Below are 14,209 nucleotides of genomic sequence, written 5' to 3' on the forward strand. Positions count from 1 at the left end.
GCCCCGGTTTTTCATTCCGCGATCGGCGGCCGCGAAGGCAGTGGCGTCTTGAACTCGACCCACTGACTGTCCACGATGGCCTCGACGCTGTGCGGGACACCGCGCGGGTGGACGATCGTGCCGCCGGCTTCGAGGGTCACTTCCCGGCCGTCGAGTGTGCCGCGCAGCGAACCCGAAACCAGGTACACGATGCTGTCGTGATCGTGGCTGTGCACGGGAGAAGCGACGCCCGCCGGGTAGGCGATCTCGTACGCCAGCCCGCCTTCCGCCGTGGCGAGCGTCCGGAACCGGCCCTGTCCGCCGATCAGCGGCAGACCCTCCACTGTGGACATCGGCGACCAGGTCATCGCGCGGGCTCCATGGCCGCCGCCTCCTCCTCGCGGTCCGGGTCACGGGCGAGCACGACACCGATGACGCTCACCACCGCGGTCGCGAGCAGGTAGACGCCGATCGCGACCCAGGTGTCGAAGCCGGCCAGCAGCGCCGTGAACAGCAGCGGCGCGGGCGCCCCGCCGATCACGCCGGCGAGGGTGTACGCCAGCGAGCTGCCGGTGTAGCGCAGGCGCGGCGAGAACTGCTCGGTGACGAGCGCGGCCTGCGGGCCGTAGAGCGCGGCGTGGATGACCAGCGCGAGCACGATGCCGAGCGCCAGCATGAGGAACGAACCGCCGCTGACCATCGGGAAGAACACGAACGGCCAGATCCCGGCCGCGATGGTCGCGACCAGGTACATCTTGCGCCGCGAGACACGGTCCGAGAGCGCGCCGAACAACGGCATCAGCACCAGCTGGAACGCCGAACCGATCATCACCGCGGCCAGCCCGGCGCCACGGGAGAGGTCGGTGTGCGTGGTGACGTAGGTGAGGACGAAGACGGTGAACAGCGCGTACAACACGTCCGGGCAGACGCGGATCAGCACGGCCGCGACCAGCGCGCGGCGTTCGGTGCGGAAGACCTCGGAGATCGGCGCCGACGAACGCTCGCCGCGCTCCTGGATCTGTTTGAAGACCGGCGTCTCCTCCAGCTTGAGCCGGATCCACAGGCCGAAACCGACCAGCGCGCCGGAAAGCAGGAACGCGATCCGCCAGCCCCAGCTGTTGAACTGGGCCTCGGTGAGCAGCGCGGCCAGTACGGCGAGGACACCGTTGGCGAGCAGGTTGCCCGCGGGCGGGCCGATTTGGGCGGCGGACGCCCAGAAACCGCGTTTGGCCGGATCGCCGAACTCGCTGGAGAGCAGGACGGCGCCACCCCATTCGCCGCCGATGCCGACACCCTGCGCGAACCGCAGCGCCACGAGCAGCACCGCCGCGAAGCCGCCGATGTTCTCGTAAGTGGGCAGGACACCGATGAGGAAAGTCGCCACCCCGGTGAGCACGAGCGTCATGACCAGGATCCGCTTGCGGCCGAGCACGTCGCCGAGGCGGCCGAAGAGGAATCCGCCGAGCGGCCGGGCGAGGTAGCCGACGGCGTAGGTGGAGAACGCCGCCATCGTGCTCGCGAGCTGATCTTCCGAGGGGAAGAAGAGATGCCCGAAGATCGTCGCGGCCGCCACCGAGTAGGCCGCGAAGTCGTACCACTCGAGCGCTGTTCCCGAGAGGCTGGCCGCGAAGGCCTTGTGCAGCGAACGCCGGTCACCGGCTGGTGAGGTCATGTCCACATCCCGTCCGTAGGAGATCCGCAACCCCGCCGGGAGGGGTTGAATTGCGGATATACTCCTTGTATACAAGCTGTATGCGCAACCCCCAATCTCGGAGGACAGATGCCTGAGCTGCGTTTCACCCTTCCCGGCGGCGAGGAGCGGCGAACCGAGGTCCACACGCTGCTGAACGCCGGATACGCCGGTCGCAGCCAGGAGGACGTCGCCGCCCATGTGGCCGAACTGGCCGAACTCGGCGTCCCCGCGCCTTCGGTGATCCCGGCGCTCTACCCGGTCGCGCCGTACCTGGCGAGCCAGACCGACGAGGTCCCGGTGCAGCACGAGCGGACCTCCGGCGAGGCCGAATGGGCCATCGTCATCACCGGCCCCGCGCCCGAGGACGTCCTCCTGACCGCCGCCTGCGACCACACCGACCGCGCGCTCGAAGCGCACGGCGTCGCGTGGAGCAAGAACGCCGGCCCCGACGTGCTCGCCGCCAAGGCCTGGCGCCTCGTCGACGTCCAGGACCGGCTCGACGACCTCACGCTTTCGGCTTGGGCCGGGGAAACCCTGATCCAGCAAGGAAAACTCGCGGAGCTGCTGCCGCCGTCGTACTGGCTGGACGTGCTGCGCGAGCGTGACCTCTACGCCCCGGGCACCGTGCTGATCTCGGGGACCATCCCGATGGTGCACGGCGTCGACCAGTTCGCCGATTCCTGGCGGGTGGAACTGGGCGACCCGGCGACCGGCGAGACGATCGAACTCGCCTACACCGTGCGGCGGCTGCCCGAACCGATCGGCTGAAGCAGTTCGCCGACGAAGACGCGGTACTCGTCCTTCATCGGCAACTCACGCTCCACGCGGACGCGGCGGCGGGTCGCGGGGACCTCGATCTCGCGCACCGGATCGAATCCGGTGCGCTCGTAGGATTCCCAGTACAGCCCGACGCCGCGTCGCTGCCAGGCGGGCACTTCGGTGAAGTTCACGCCATGCGCGTAAAGCAGCTCGTTCTTCTCGGGGATACTCGCGCCGTCCAAGACGTCTCCCGCTTCCCGCGCCGATTTCCCCGCCTTGCGCAAGATCCAGTAGCACCAGCCGTTGAGCGCGCAGCGTGTCGCGTCCGCTTGACGCCATGAGAAATAGTCGACGACGTCGTCCGCCGTCGTGCCGAGCCAAACCCGGCCGTCGAAATGCGCGGGCACTCCGGCCGCGTGCGTGAACGCCGCCGACGCGATCCCGGCGGAGATCGACACGAGCTTCTCGACACCCCTTCCGAACAGGTCGGCGGCGGGATCGAGCAGGATCGAGATCTCGTCGCTCTCGGTGTAGACGTACGGCGCGGCGAAGTCCGCCATCAAGGCCTTGGCCGCCTCGACCATGCACTCGCTGAACCGGGGATCGAAGGGCTTCTCGAACCGCGCTTCGGTGAACTTGGAGAACCCGCGGCCGTCCACGCGGAGCACAGTCCACGATCCCGGCGGGACGGTCAGGCCGTGGAACCACTCGCGTTCGCGTTGCCGCGCCTCGAAACCGCCGGATTCCACGGTCACCCCCGTTCCACGACGAAACCACCCTCACCGTCGAATCCGACGGTGTACAGCTCATCGAAACCATCCTCGGCGCCAGGTCGCCTGAGGCGTTTCAGCGTCGCATACAGACCGACGTCGGGCACCCGGGTTTTCCCTTTCCTGAGCGCATTGCGCCCGTGGGACCCGGCGAGGTCGGGCGGGAACCAGTAGCCGCGCACCCGCGCGCCGTACCGCCTGGCGACCTCGACCAGCGGCGCCCATTCCTCCGGCGAGGGGTTGGTGTTGTCCACGACCACCGAACGGCCGTCCTCGAGCGCTTCGGCCAGCATCCGCAGTTGCCGGACCTGGGGACGCCGGGCGTTGGGGAAGGTGTCCTTGCTGACATGGACGTGTGTGCTCGCGAACTCCCGGCGGAAGAACGTCGTCTTCCCGGACGCCTGGAGCCCGATCAGGATCACCACCTCTGCCACGGACTGAACCTAGCCGATGGGTTAGGTAAGGCAATAGTCAATAAGGATTGCCTCTATTTACCGAAACGGCCTTCGCTCGCCGGATACCGTTCTTTGTGTTTCACTGAAAAGGTGACCGAGACCGTATCGACCGCACATCCGCACGAGCCGCACGCGGATCTGGGCGGCAAGCTGAACTGGCTTCGCGCCGGGGTTCTCGGCGCGAACGACGGGATCGTTTCGGTGGCGGGCATCGTGGTCGGCGTCGCGGGCGCGACCACCGACTCCACCGTGATCGCGACCGCGGGAATCGCCGGACTGGTCGCGGGCGCCCTTTCGATGGCGGGCGGCGAATACGTGTCGGTGAGCACCCAGCGCGACACCGAACGCGCCCAGTTGCGGCTGGAAAAGCGTGAACTGAAAGAGATGCCGGAGGCCGAAGAACGGGAACTCGCGGAAATCTACGAGGAGAAGGGGCTCTCTCCGGAACTCGCCGCCGAGGTCGCCCGCGAACTGACCGAAAAGGACGCGCTCCAGGCGCACGCCGAAGCCGAACTCGGCATCGATCCGGACAATCTGACCAGCCCTTGGCAGGCGGCGTGGGCCTCGTTCGTGGCGTTCACCGTCGGCGCGCTCCTGCCGCTGCTGTCGATCGTGTGGACGCCGACCTCGGCGCGGGTCTGGGCGTGCGCGTCGGCGGTGGTGGTCGGCCTGGCGCTGACCGGGTTCGTCAGCGCGAAACTCGGCGACGCCCGCGTCGGCCGCGCGCTCGCGCGGAACGTCGGCGTCGGCGCGCTGACGATGCTGGTGACCTACTACGTCGGCGTGCTGTTCGGCGTCAGCGTGGGCTGAACCGGCGCAGAGAGGCGTCCGTGCCCAGCTCCGCGCGGGCGGCCGGGTTCTCCACGTAGAACCGCACCAGGTGATAGACCACGGTCGGGTCGAGCGCGAACGACGTCGTGTCGATCTCGATCATCGGCGCGGGCGGCAGCTTGTCGAGCTGCCAGATCCCGCCGAGCCGCCGCTTGTCCCATGGCGCGTTGGTGTAGGCGATCACCAGCACTTCGGGCGTTCCGTTGTACGCGGCCTTCGCCCCGGCGAACGCCTCCCACGGCAGGAACGACGAAAAGGCCCTCCCGCGCTGGAAAATCCCCTGCCGAGCCAGGACGACCCGGCCGCGCTGCAACCGGCCCGCCACCACGAAGACGAGGAAACTCGAGAAGAACAAGGCGGCGAGCCCCATCAACGCCGCTCCGACCGGTGCCGCCGCCCCCTCTTCGCCCGCCGACAGGAAGTCCCAGACGCCCAGCGCGCAGAGGGCCGTCAGGCAGACCATCAGCAGTGTCAGGACGGTGAAGGCCGCTTGCGAGTAGCGGATTTCGGTGGCCGGGTGCCCGTCGTAGGTGGTGATCGCGATGTCGGCATGGCGATGCCCGGGACGGATCCTCGTCACCAGCCCGTACACCGCTGTGAGCAGGAACAACGCCGCGAGCAGGAGGGCGTACTTCAGCGCCCCGGCCTTGCCGATCGCGACGAACCCGAACCCGACGGGCACACAAGCGACCCCGAGGAGCACCACGAAGACCAGCGCCGCCTTGTACTTCCCGCCGTCACCGGGCGGCCATTCCGCGGGTCGCTCGCCGAGGTCAGAAGATGGCATCCCACGCGTCCTTGGCGAGTCCGCCGATGGCCTTGCCCGCATCGCCCACAGCTTCGGCCCCGTCCTCGATCGCTCCGCCAACGTCGCCGATCCCGTTCGTCCACAGGGAATCGACCATGCCCGACGCGAATACACCTACCACAGCACCGCCGATGGCACCGACCGCCGTTCCGACGACGGGCACCGGGATCAGGGTGCCGATCGCCGCGCCGGCGGCCACCGAGGCGCCGAAACCGACGCCACCGGAAACGATCGCCTGCGCGGCCGGTTTGCCGTTGGCGATGTCGTAGGCGACCCCGGCGACGGCGAGCGCACCACCCGCTCGAAGGCCCCACTTGGCCGCGTTGGCGTCGGTGTTCTTCGCCGCGGCCGCGACGTCGTCCGCCTGCTGGGCAGCGGTCCGGCCGAGGTCGACATCGCGATAGATCTGCGACGCGGGGGTCCCCGCCGGCGCGGTTCGCGCCCGCTCCAGGAACTTCGCGGATTCCTCGGAAAGGAACTTCGCCTGTTTGCCGAGAATCGACGAATGTTTGGCGGCGAGTGTCCCGGCGGCGCCGCTGGTGAGGTCGCCGACCACGAGGAACCACTTCTGCGTGACGTCCTGCCAGACGTTCTTCAGCGTGTCACCCGCGAGTTTCGCGATGTGGCTCGCGGCGTCGGACTCGGTCTTGGCCGTGTTGTACGCCTTGACCTTGGCCGCGTGCGCGTTCGACGCGGTGACGGCGTCGTCGTGCGCCTTCACGGCGTCCGGCGTGGCGGCCTCGCCGGTGGGTGCCGCGCCGGGCGCGGACGGGCCCTTGCCCGGATCCTCGATGACGTCGCCGTTCACCGTGAGCCCGGCGGCGGCGGCGCGTTTCCGGACCCCGCGCATGTCTTCCTGGGCGCGGTGGAGGTCCGCGGCGTAAGTGTCGAAGTTCTGCGCGGCCGTCTTGGCCGCGGCGGACAACTGGTCGGTCTTTTCGGCACCGGTGGTCATCTTGGCGCGGAAGGCCTGGCCGCCCTCGCCGCCCCATCCGGCGTCCGCGCTGTTCCTCGCGTGGTAGATCTGCGTCGCCGCGTCCGAAACGCTTTTCGCCAGCGAGTCGCGCAGCCAATGGCCCGCGCCGCGGACGCTTTCGGGATTTCCCTCGATCTTCGTGTCGATCCCCATGGTCAACGCCCCCCGGCCGCTTTACGGACGTCTTCTCCCGCGGCGTGGTCCTGCTCGCGGTAGCCCTTGTTCGCCGAAGCGACGTCGTCGCCGGCACCGGCCGCACCGAGCACCAGGGCACTCGCGTTCTCGACGAAATGGGCGAGGATGCCGACGACCGCGGGCGTACCGACTCCCGCGTCGGGAGTGCCGGGGACCGAGTTACCCAGCTTGTCGACGTCGGAACTGGCGTTGCGCAGTTTGCTCGCGATGCCGTCGAGGACGTCGTGATCGACCTTCGGCCCGGTCACGCCGCCCCCTCCTGCCGTTTGTCCTCGGGAATCACGACGTCGAGCAGCAGCAGCTGAAAGGGCTGCGCCTTCTGCAACGCGTCGAGCCCGGGTGTCGGCATGACGATCCACGGCTGATGGGGACCACAGCAGTCGTGCAGGCGATCGAGCGCGGAATAGGCGAGGAGCGCGACCCTGCCGTCTCTCGTCGTGCGCATGGCGACGCGCGCCTCAGTGGCGTCGGCCACCGCTTCCATACAGGGCAGGTACACGACCGGCGGGAATTCCCGCGGGATCGGCTTGCTTTCCGGCTGTGCGTTTTCGGGACTGGTCATTTCGTCAACCCTGATGGTCCGTTTTGCGTCGTCCATGGCGATCGTCTCAGTTCGTCGGCTTTGACGCAGTTCGGCGCCGTGGGGTTCCCGGACCGGAATGGACGAAGGCCCCCTTCCCGCGTTGTGCGCCGGAAGAGGGCCTTCATCAGGTGAATCGGAGCGTCTAGTGAACGCCCTTCATCAGCTTGCGGATCATCGGCGTCGCCACCAGGAGCGCCACACCGACCACGATGGCCACTCCGCCGACGATGCTGAAGTACGGCGCTTCGTTCTCCACCGAGTAGTACTCGGCGAGCTTTCCGGACATCGCCGTACCGAGCGAAATGGACAGGAAGTTCAGCGCCACCATCTGCGTCCGGAACGCCTCCGGCGCGAGTTTGGTCGACAGCGAAAGGCCGACCGGCGAAAGCATCAGTTCCGCCATGGTGAACACGAACAGGATGCCCGCCAGCGCGAGCAGCGGGCTCGCGTTCTTGCCGCTGCCGACCATCGGGAGGAACAGCAGGAACGCCAAGCCCATGGTGACGGTGCCGAGGACGAACTTGATCGGCGAGGACGGCTGCTTGGGGCCGAGTTTCGTCCAGATCGCCGCGATCACCGGCGCGAACAGGATGATGAACACCGGGTTGATCGAGTTGACCCACGCCACCGGCATCTCCCAGCCGAAGACGGTGCGGTTCAACCGCTCGTCGGTGTAGGCGGCGACGACGGTGAACTGCTGCTGGTACAGCGAGAAGAACGCCGCGCTCGCGATGAACATCGGGATGAACGAGTACACCCTGGTGCGTTCGTCGGAGGTGATCTTCTTGCTGCTGATGATCACCACGAAGTAGATGACCGAGATGACCGCGACGGCCCCGACGACGATGTCGACCAGGTTCGCCGGGTTGATCACACCGAAGACCACCAGCAGGACGATCGCCGCGACACCCACCGCGGTGCCGCCGAGGACCAGCGGACGCCGGGAGGCGGGCAGCGGGTTGGGGATCTCGCTCGCCTTCTCGCCGAGGTTCTTGCGGCCGATCGTGTACTGGATCAGGCCGAGCGCCATGCCGACCGCGGCGAGCCCGAACCCGACGTGGAAACCGATCTCGCTCTGCGCGAGCCCGGTCAGCAGCGGCCCGACGAACCCACCGACGTTCACGCCCATGTAGAAGATCGTGAAACCGCCGTCACGACGCTCGTCACCTGGCGCGTACAGCGTCCCGACGATGGCGGTGGCGTTGGACTTCAGCCCGCCGCTGCCGACGGCCACGCAGACGAGGCCGACGCCGATGCCCGCGAGACCGGGCAGCACGGCGAGGCTGACGTGCCCGATCATGATCAGGATCGCGCTGTAGAACAGCGTCCGTTCGGAGCCGAGCACGCGGTCCGCGACCCAGGCGCCGATCACCGCCGACAGGTAGACCATGCCGCCGTACGCGCCGACGATGCCGAGCGCGGAGGCCTTCGGCAACGCCAGGCCGCCCTGGCTGACTTCGTAGTAGAGGTAGATCGGGAGGATGCCGAGCATCCCGTAGAACGAGAAACGCTCCCACATCTCGACGCCGAAGAGGTTCGCGAGCCCTCGTGGGTGCCCGAAAAACCTCGTGTCTCGCTGGACCTCGGTAGAGGTACTCACCATGCCGTCCTTTGTGAAGACATCGTTGTCGGTTTCCGATTGACATGCTAGAAGCCCACCATGTGGACGGGACACCGACGTCCGCATGATCTCTGTGGCAGCTGTCATGAAAGCGAGATTTCCGCAGCTCGAGGTATTAAAATCGCGTCAAGGTGCGCCGGGAAGTCTGGTCGGCAACAGTGTTCGTCGTCGCCGAAAACCGGAGGATGCTTTGTCCGGACCCACCCGCCCCGCGAAAGCCGTCGCCGAATTCGCCCGCTACCTGCGCACGGAGACGACCGGCGGGATGATCCTGCTCGGCGCCACCGCGATCGCCCTGCTCTGGGCCAATTCGCCCATTGACGACGTTTATCGCGCGATCCGCGATTTCCGGCTCGGCCCCGAATTCCTCCACCTGAATCTGACGATCGGCGACTGGGCGAAAGACGGCCTGCTCGCGCTGTTCTTCTTCGTCGCGGGGCTCGAACTCAAACGCGAACTCGTGGTCGGTGAGCTCTCCCGGTTCAAACAGGCGATCCTGCCGGTGGTCGCCGCGTTCGGCGGCATGATCGTCCCGGCGCTGGTCGCGCTCGCCGTCGGCTGGGGAACGCCGGGCATCGAACGCGCGTGGGCCATCCCGGTCGCCACGGACATCGCGTTCGCGCTGGGCGTCCTCGCCCTGACCGCGTCGAACCTGCCGAGCAGCGCCAGGGTCTTCCTGCTCTCGCTCGCGGTGGTCGACGACCTCGGCGCGATCCTCGTCATCGCGATCCTGTTCACCGCGAAGTTCGACCTCGTCGCCGCGGGCGTCGCCGTCGTCGCGCTCGCGTTGTACGCGTACCTGCAGAAGCGCCGAGTCCGCAGCGCCTGGATCTACGTGCCGCTGGCCCTGATCACGTGGGTCGCGGTGCACTCGGCCGGCGTCCACGCCACCATCGCCGGCGTCGCGCTCGGCCTGCTCACCCGCGTCCGCGCCGACGAAGGCGAGGAGCACGCGCCCGCGATCCGGCTCGAACACCGGTTGCAGCCGTGGTCCGCCGCGGTCGCGGTGCCGCTGTTCGCGCTGTTCGCGGCCGGGATCAAGGTGGACGCCGAATCGCTCGGCGAGGTGTTCACCACGGCGTTGCCGCTGGCCATCCTGGTCGGGCTGGTCGGCGGGAAGCTGATCGGGATCTTCGGCGCCAGCCTGCTCGCGGTGAAGTTCAAACTCGCGGAGAAACCCAGGGGGATGGGCTGGCGGGACATCGGCGCGCTGTCGATGCTCGGCGGCGTCGGGTTCACGGTGAGCCTGCTGATCGCCGATCTCGCGCTCGACGGGGAGTCCGTCGAGCTGGCGAAGGCGGCGGTGCTGATCGCTTCGGCCATCGCCTCGCTTTCGGCCGCCGCGATGCTCGTGCACCGCAGCCGCGTGCACGCGAAGGACGATTGAGAGCCCGACACTCGCCGGTCCGCCGCGCCCGTGATCGGGGCACGTGGCACGATGACCGGTGTGAGCAGCCCCAAGCACGAACGTACCGGCCCCGACGGCGTGGGGGCCGTGCCCTACCTCCCCCTGTCGAGCGATGACGACGTGGTAGCGAGCGAGCAGTCCCTCGGGAAACTCGTCGGCGATGCCACACAGCACGTTTCGACGCTGATCCGCGCCGAGGTCGAGCTGGCCAAGTCCGAAGTCGTCGCGGAGGCGAAGAAGGGCCTCAAGGGCGCCATCTTCTTCCTTGTCGCGCTGGTCATCGGCCTGTACAGCTCGTTCTTCTTCTTTTTCTTCCTCGGCGAACTGCTGTCGGAGTTCCTGCAGCGCTGGGCGGCGTTCCTGATCGTGTTCGGGCTGATGCTCGTCTCGACGGCGGTCGCGGGCTTCCTCGGCTACCGCAAGGTGAAGAAGATCAAGGCGCCGGAGCGCACGATCAACAGCTTCAAGGACACCGCCGCCGCGTTCAAGCCGCGTCACGGCGCCGAAGACCAAGACTGAGTCTTCGAGCGGTGCAGGCGACACCGGATCCGTCGATCGTCCGGATCGACGGCCCGTGGACCCATCGTGACGTCTCGGCGAACGGCATCCGGCTGCACGTCGCCGAACTCGGCGACGGGCCGGTGGTCCTGCTGCTGCACGGGTTCGCCGAGTTCTGGTGGACCTGGCACCACCAGCTGACGGCACTCGCCGACGCCGGTTTCCGCGCGATCGCGGTCGATCTGCGCGGCTACGGCGACTCGGACAAGCCCCCGCGCGGCTACGACGCGTGGACCTTGGCCGGTGACGTCGGCGGGCTGATCAAGTCGCTCGGCGCGCGCAAGGCCCATCTCGTCGGACATGCCTGGGGCGGCATGCTCGCGTGGACGGTCGGCGCGCTGCACCCCCGGCTGGTGTCTTCGGTCAGTGTGCTGGGCGGCGCGCATCCGCTGGCGTTGCGCCGGGCCGTCCGGCGGCCGGGACAGTTGCGCGCGTCGGGACATCTGTTCCGTTTCCAGTTGCCGATGGCGCCGGAAAAATGGCTGGTCAAGGACGAAGCGCTCGCCGTCGAAGAGCTGTTCCGCGCCTGGTCCGGTCCACAGTGGACGGACACGCCCGACTTCATCGAGACCGTGCGGACGTTCCGGCAGGCGATGCTCGTGCAGGGAGTTCCGCACAGCGCGCTCGAGTACTACCGATGGGCGTTCCGCGCGCAGTTCCGCGGCGAAGGCCGCCGGTTCAGCGAAGCACTGCAAGGCCGCTTCGCTCCCCGCGTGCTGCAACTGCACGGCGAGGAAGACCGATGCGTTCTACCCGAGACGGCGGCGGCGTCGCGGCGCTGGGCCCCGGACGCCCGTCTCGAGCGTTGGCCCGGCATCGGGCACTTCCCGCATCTGGAGGCCCCGGAGCGCACATCGGCGGCACTGCTGGACTTCCTCCGTATCTTGGAGGCATGACCGAGCGCAAACCGACGGGCGTGTCGTTCGAGTCCTGGGTGGACCGGCAGGTCCGCGCCGCGGAGGCGAAGGGCGAGTTCGACGACCTTCCCGGCGCGGGGAAACCGCTGCCGAAGACCGACGGCGACGACACGGCTCTGGCCTGGGTGGTGAACAAGGTCCGCGCCGGAGGGCACGACGTTTCGGCACTGCTGCCGCCGTCGCTGGCCATCGCGAAGGAACTCGACGACCTGCCGGACACGCTGGCGCGGGTGCGCCGTGAGGCACGGGTGCGGGAGATCGTCGAGGACCTGAACGAACGGATCCGCGCCGAGCACCGTCGTCCGGCGGGCGGCCCGGTGTTGCGGGCACGGCCGATGGACGTGGAGGAGACCGTCGCTTCCTGGCGCGAAGGCCTCTCGTCAGGCTCCTGATTCACCCTCCGCACGTGCGGGCTCAGTTCGCGCAGGGGCCGGTCGACGCGTTCGCGCTCAACGCCGGGGCCGTGTCCACCACCGGCCGCACCTGCTCCGAAGTCAGCGTGAAGCCGGTCTCCGGGTCTTCGACGGCCGCGCCGAAGACGACCCCGATGACCTCGCCCTCGGGATTGATCATCGGCCCGCCCGAGTTGCCGCTGCGGACCTGCCCGCGCACGGTGAACACGTCCCGCTGCACGGTGTTGGACTCGTAGATGTCCGGCCCCCGCAGGTTGATCCGGCCGCGCACTCTGGCGGACGTCGCGGTGTACGGGCCGTCGAGCGGGTAGCCGAGCACGATCGCGTCGTCGCCCGCCCGCGCGACCTGCTGTTTGAAGGGGAGCACCGGCGCCTGAAGCCTCGGCACCGCGAGCACGGCCACGTCGGCCTCGGGGTCGAAGTAGACGACCCTGGCCGGGAACTTGCCCGAAGTCGACTCGATGGCGACTTCGTCGGTCCCCGCGACGACGTGCGCGTTCGTCATCACGCGCTGCGGCGCGACGACGAATCCGCTGCCCTCCAGCGCCCGCGAGCACGAAGTCGCGTTCCCGCGGATCTTCACGACGCTGCGGTGCACCTGTTTGACGATCGCGCTCGCCTGCAATGCGGTGTCCGGCGGGCTGGTGTCCTGGACGTTCGGCTTCTGGAACGGGTCCACAATGGACGGGAAGCCCGACGCGTCGAGCAGTTTGCGCAGTTCGCTCGGGAAGCCCTGCGCCGCGTCCGGCATGACGTTGTTGACCTCGCCGAGCACGACCGAGCTGTTGATCGACTTCGCCAGCCCAGGCACTCCCGAGACGGCCGTGAGCGGCGTCGCGATCAGCCACGCGACCACGAACACCACGGCGGCCTGCACCACCGCGCCGAGTGTCTTGTCGACCCCGGAAAGCTTGTCCGGGTTGATCTTCTGCCGCAGTTTCCGGCCGGTCCAGACCCCGAGGGTCTCGCCGAGCGCGACCAGGAACACCACGGTCGCCACCGCGAAGGCGACCTTCGCCGCCGGATGTTCGAAGAGTTCGACGATCAGCGGTGCGATCTTGATCCCCGCCAGCGCGCCGAGCACCACTCCGACCAGCGAAGGAAGGGCGATGATCACCCCCTGGAACGCGCCGGACACGCCCGCCAGGAGCGCGAGGAGGATCACCAGTACGTCGACCCAGTTCACCGGCGCCTACTCCTTCTCCGGCACTTGCCGCCCGTCGACCCGCGCCTGATGTTCGGCCAACGCTACGTCAAGGTCCCGGACGTCGCCGTGGTCCCAGTCCCGTTCCCAGCCACCGAGCGACAACGTCATCGCCAGCAGGCCACCCGTGAAACCCCAGACGAAAAGCCCGCCCACGTCGAACGCGGGCCCCTTCCAGTCGTACCCCTCGCGCGTCACCTGGAACCGGTTGGCCGGGTCGGTGAGTTCCGCGACCGGCACCCTCGCCACCGCCGCCGTCTCGCCGGGATCGACGGCGTGCACCGGGGACGGTGTCCGCCAGTAGGCGAGCACCGGCGTCACGGCGAAGGCGGACACCGGCACGAACAGTTCCGGGAAGATCGCCACCGGCAGCACGCCCGCGGGTTCGACGCCGGTCTCCTCCTCCGCCTCGCGCAACGCGGTGCCGACCGGCCCGTCGTCGTCCGGCTCGGCGCCCCCACCGGGGAAGGAGACCTGGCCCGCGTGCGAGCCGAGGGTGTCGGCGCGGCGCTGGAGCAGCACGTCCGGCCCCTGCGGGCCCTCGCCGAAGAGCATCAGGACGGACGCGGACCGGTAGCTCGCGTCCGGTGGCACGCTGAACCGGCTGAAGGTCGCCGCGTCGAGGTCCCCGCTGATCTTGACCAGCGGCTGCAACCAGGCGGGCACGGCGTCGGTGTCCACGAGGGGGCCGGTCATGGTTTCCCTTCCACAGCGGCGCGCACCTGGTCAGTGTTCACGAAGACACGTGGGTTCTCGATGAGCCGGACATCGCCACCCGCCGTGACCAGGTACGTCGCGGGGAGGGAGGAAGGGACCTTTAGTGCCGTCCGCACCGGGCCCGACTGTCCGTCACCGTCGAACACCGACGGCAGCCGGACGCCCAGATCGCTCAGCATCGCCAGCCCGTCGGCCCCGGAGCTCGCGACCTGGACGAGGAGCACGCGGGCGGCGCCGGGCGACGCGGCGTACTCCTGGAGCAACGGCAGTTCGGCGCGGCACGGCTCGCACCACGACGCCCACAGGTTGACCAGCACGGGAC

Annotated in this window: 18 protein-coding genes; 6 read left to right on the forward strand and 12 right to left on the reverse strand. The window is 68.6% G+C overall.

Annotated features, from left to right (window positions below; all coding sequences use genetic code 11):
* Positions 1-11: 11 nt before the first annotated feature.
* Positions 12-347 (reverse strand): cupin domain-containing protein, encoded by a 336-nt coding sequence (locus tag DL991_RS22070; protein ID WP_125786230.1) that lies wholly within the window; start codon positions 345-347, stop codon positions 12-14.
* Positions 344-1,651 carry an MFS transporter gene (locus tag DL991_RS22075; protein ID WP_125786231.1) on the reverse strand — a complete coding sequence of 436 codons (1,308 nt, stop codon included), beginning with the start codon at positions 1,649-1,651 and terminating at the stop codon, positions 344-346. Before DL991_RS22075 ends, DL991_RS22070 begins: the two co-directional genes overlap by 4 nt.
* 108 nt (positions 1,652-1,759) lie before the next feature.
* Here DL991_RS22075 and DL991_RS22080 point away from each other — a divergent pair, with 108 nt between their 5' ends.
* Complete coding sequence (locus DL991_RS22080; protein ID WP_125786232.1) at positions 1,760-2,440, forward strand: DUF2848 domain-containing protein; 681 nt, start codon at positions 1,760-1,762, stop codon at positions 2,438-2,440.
* On the opposite strand, the gene DL991_RS22085 is transcribed toward DL991_RS22080, so the two are convergent.
* Together DL991_RS22085 and DL991_RS22090 are read right to left on the reverse strand one after the other, a co-directional pair.
* Complete coding sequence (locus DL991_RS22085) at positions 2,404-3,186, reverse strand: tRNA(His) guanylyltransferase Thg1 family protein (RefSeq protein ID WP_233598935.1); 783 nt, start codon at positions 3,184-3,186, stop codon at positions 2,404-2,406. The genes DL991_RS22080 and DL991_RS22085 overlap by 37 nt on opposite strands.
* A complete protein-coding gene (locus tag DL991_RS22090) occupies positions 3,183-3,635 on the reverse strand; it encodes an ATP-binding protein (RefSeq protein ID WP_125786233.1) in 453 nt (150 codons plus the stop codon). Before DL991_RS22090 ends, DL991_RS22085 begins: the two co-directional genes overlap by 4 nt.
* A 111-nt stretch (positions 3,636-3,746) precedes the next feature.
* Here DL991_RS22090 and DL991_RS22095 point away from each other — a divergent pair, with 111 nt between their 5' ends.
* Positions 3,747-4,466, forward strand: a complete 720-nt coding sequence (locus DL991_RS22095) for a VIT family protein (RefSeq protein ID WP_125786234.1) — start codon at positions 3,747-3,749, stop codon at positions 4,464-4,466.
* Here the strand turns inward: DL991_RS22095 and DL991_RS22100 are convergent.
* The 5 genes from DL991_RS22100 to DL991_RS22120 all read right to left on the reverse strand — a co-directional run bounded on the left by DL991_RS22100 (position 4,453) and on the right by DL991_RS22120 (position 8,652).
* Entirely contained in the window at positions 4,453-5,274 is an 822-nt protein-coding gene (locus DL991_RS22100) for a hypothetical protein (protein WP_125786235.1), read from the reverse strand. The two genes, DL991_RS22095 and DL991_RS22100, sit on opposite strands and share 14 nt — an antisense overlap.
* Positions 5,261-6,424 carry a hypothetical protein gene (locus DL991_RS22105; RefSeq protein ID WP_125786236.1) on the reverse strand — a complete coding sequence of 388 codons (1,164 nt, stop codon included), beginning with the start codon at positions 6,422-6,424 and terminating at the stop codon, positions 5,261-5,263. The genes DL991_RS22100 and DL991_RS22105 overlap by 14 nt, the downstream gene beginning before the upstream one ends.
* Positions 6,425-6,426: 2 nt before the next feature.
* Positions 6,427-6,714: a hypothetical protein gene (locus DL991_RS22110; protein WP_125786237.1), complete on the reverse strand. Its 288-nt coding sequence runs from the start codon at positions 6,712-6,714 to the stop codon at positions 6,427-6,429.
* Positions 6,711-7,028: an SAV_915 family protein gene (locus DL991_RS22115; protein WP_125786238.1), complete on the reverse strand. Its 318-nt coding sequence runs from the start codon at positions 7,026-7,028 to the stop codon at positions 6,711-6,713. Before DL991_RS22115 ends, DL991_RS22110 begins: the two co-directional genes overlap by 4 nt.
* A gap of 163 nt (positions 7,029-7,191) precedes the next feature.
* Positions 7,192-8,652 carry a peptide MFS transporter gene (locus tag DL991_RS22120; protein WP_199754030.1) on the reverse strand — a complete coding sequence of 487 codons (1,461 nt, stop codon included), beginning with the start codon at positions 8,650-8,652 and terminating at the stop codon, positions 7,192-7,194.
* Positions 8,653-8,860: 208 nt separating this feature from the next.
* Between DL991_RS22120 and nhaA the strand changes: the two genes are divergently transcribed.
* Genes nhaA through DL991_RS22140 form a run of 4 tightly spaced genes read left to right on the forward strand, consistent with a single transcriptional unit; the run spans position 8,861 to position 11,945 of the window.
* Entirely contained in the window at positions 8,861-10,057 is a 1,197-nt protein-coding gene (gene nhaA / locus DL991_RS22125) for a Na+/H+ antiporter NhaA (protein ID WP_125786240.1), read from the forward strand.
* 51 nt (positions 10,058-10,108) lie between these two features.
* Positions 10,109-10,597: a phage holin family protein gene (locus DL991_RS22130; protein WP_125786241.1), complete on the forward strand. Its 489-nt coding sequence runs from the start codon at positions 10,109-10,111 to the stop codon at positions 10,595-10,597.
* 11 nt (positions 10,598-10,608) lie between these two features.
* The gene (locus DL991_RS22135; RefSeq protein ID WP_125786242.1) at positions 10,609-11,532 is read left to right on the forward strand and encodes an alpha/beta fold hydrolase; all 924 of its coding nucleotides are present in this window, start codon (positions 10,609-10,611) and stop codon (positions 11,530-11,532) included.
* Positions 11,529-11,945 carry a DUF1992 domain-containing protein gene (locus DL991_RS22140; RefSeq protein ID WP_125786243.1) on the forward strand — a complete coding sequence of 139 codons (417 nt, stop codon included), beginning with the start codon at positions 11,529-11,531 and terminating at the stop codon, positions 11,943-11,945. The genes DL991_RS22135 and DL991_RS22140 overlap by 4 nt, the downstream gene beginning before the upstream one ends.
* A 22-nt stretch (positions 11,946-11,967) precedes the next feature.
* Here the strand turns inward: DL991_RS22140 and DL991_RS22145 are convergent, their stop codons facing one another.
* The 3 genes from DL991_RS22145 to DL991_RS22155 all read right to left on the reverse strand — a co-directional run.
* Entirely contained in the window at positions 11,968-13,152 is a 1,185-nt protein-coding gene (locus tag DL991_RS22145; RefSeq protein ID WP_125786244.1) for a MarP family serine protease, read from the reverse strand.
* 6 nt (positions 13,153-13,158) lie between these two features.
* Positions 13,159-13,866, reverse strand: a complete 708-nt coding sequence (locus DL991_RS22150; RefSeq protein ID WP_125786245.1) for a CoA pyrophosphatase — start codon at positions 13,864-13,866, stop codon at positions 13,159-13,161.
* On the reverse strand, positions 13,863-14,209 hold a 347-nt coding region (locus tag DL991_RS22155; RefSeq protein ID WP_148106369.1), incomplete at its 5' end, for a TlpA disulfide reductase family protein. The genes DL991_RS22150 and DL991_RS22155, both read right to left, overlap by 4 nt.

This window comes from Amycolatopsis sp. WAC 01375 (assembly GCF_003947325.1).
Classification (GTDB): Bacteria; Actinomycetota; Actinomycetes; order Mycobacteriales; family Pseudonocardiaceae; genus Amycolatopsis.

What these genes read in the sequence shown, in the direction of transcription:
- DL991_RS22105 (WP_125786236.1), bottom strand. Translation starts at nt 6,424, where the DNA reads ATGGGGATCGACACGAAGATCGAGGGAAATCCCGAAAGCGTCCGCGGC.
- DL991_RS22100 (WP_125786235.1), bottom strand. Translation starts at nt 5,274, where the DNA reads ATGCCATCTTCTGACCTCGGCGAGCGACCCGCGGAATGGCCGCCCGGT.
- DL991_RS22070 (WP_125786230.1), bottom strand. Translation starts at nt 347, where the DNA reads ATGACCTGGTCGCCGATGTCCACAGTGGAGGGTCTGCCGCTGATCGGC.
- DL991_RS22120 (WP_199754030.1), bottom strand. Translation starts at nt 8,652, where the DNA reads ATGGTGAGTACCTCTACCGAGGTCCAGCGAGACACGAGGTTTTTCGGG.
- DL991_RS22080 (WP_125786232.1), top strand. Translation starts at nt 1,760, where the DNA reads ATGCCTGAGCTGCGTTTCACCCTTCCCGGCGGCGAGGAGCGGCGAACC.
- DL991_RS22140 (WP_125786243.1), top strand. Translation starts at nt 11,529, where the DNA reads ATGACCGAGCGCAAACCGACGGGCGTGTCGTTCGAGTCCTGGGTGGAC.
- DL991_RS22115 (WP_125786238.1), bottom strand. Translation starts at nt 7,028, where the DNA reads ATGACCAGTCCCGAAAACGCACAGCCGGAAAGCAAGCCGATCCCGCGG.
- DL991_RS22130 (WP_125786241.1), top strand. Translation starts at nt 10,109, where the DNA reads ATGACCGGTGTGAGCAGCCCCAAGCACGAACGTACCGGCCCCGACGGC.
- DL991_RS22075 (WP_125786231.1), bottom strand. Translation starts at nt 1,651, where the DNA reads ATGACCTCACCAGCCGGTGACCGGCGTTCGCTGCACAAGGCCTTCGCG.
- DL991_RS22150 (WP_125786245.1), bottom strand. Translation starts at nt 13,866, where the DNA reads ATGACCGGCCCCCTCGTGGACACCGACGCCGTGCCCGCCTGGTTGCAG.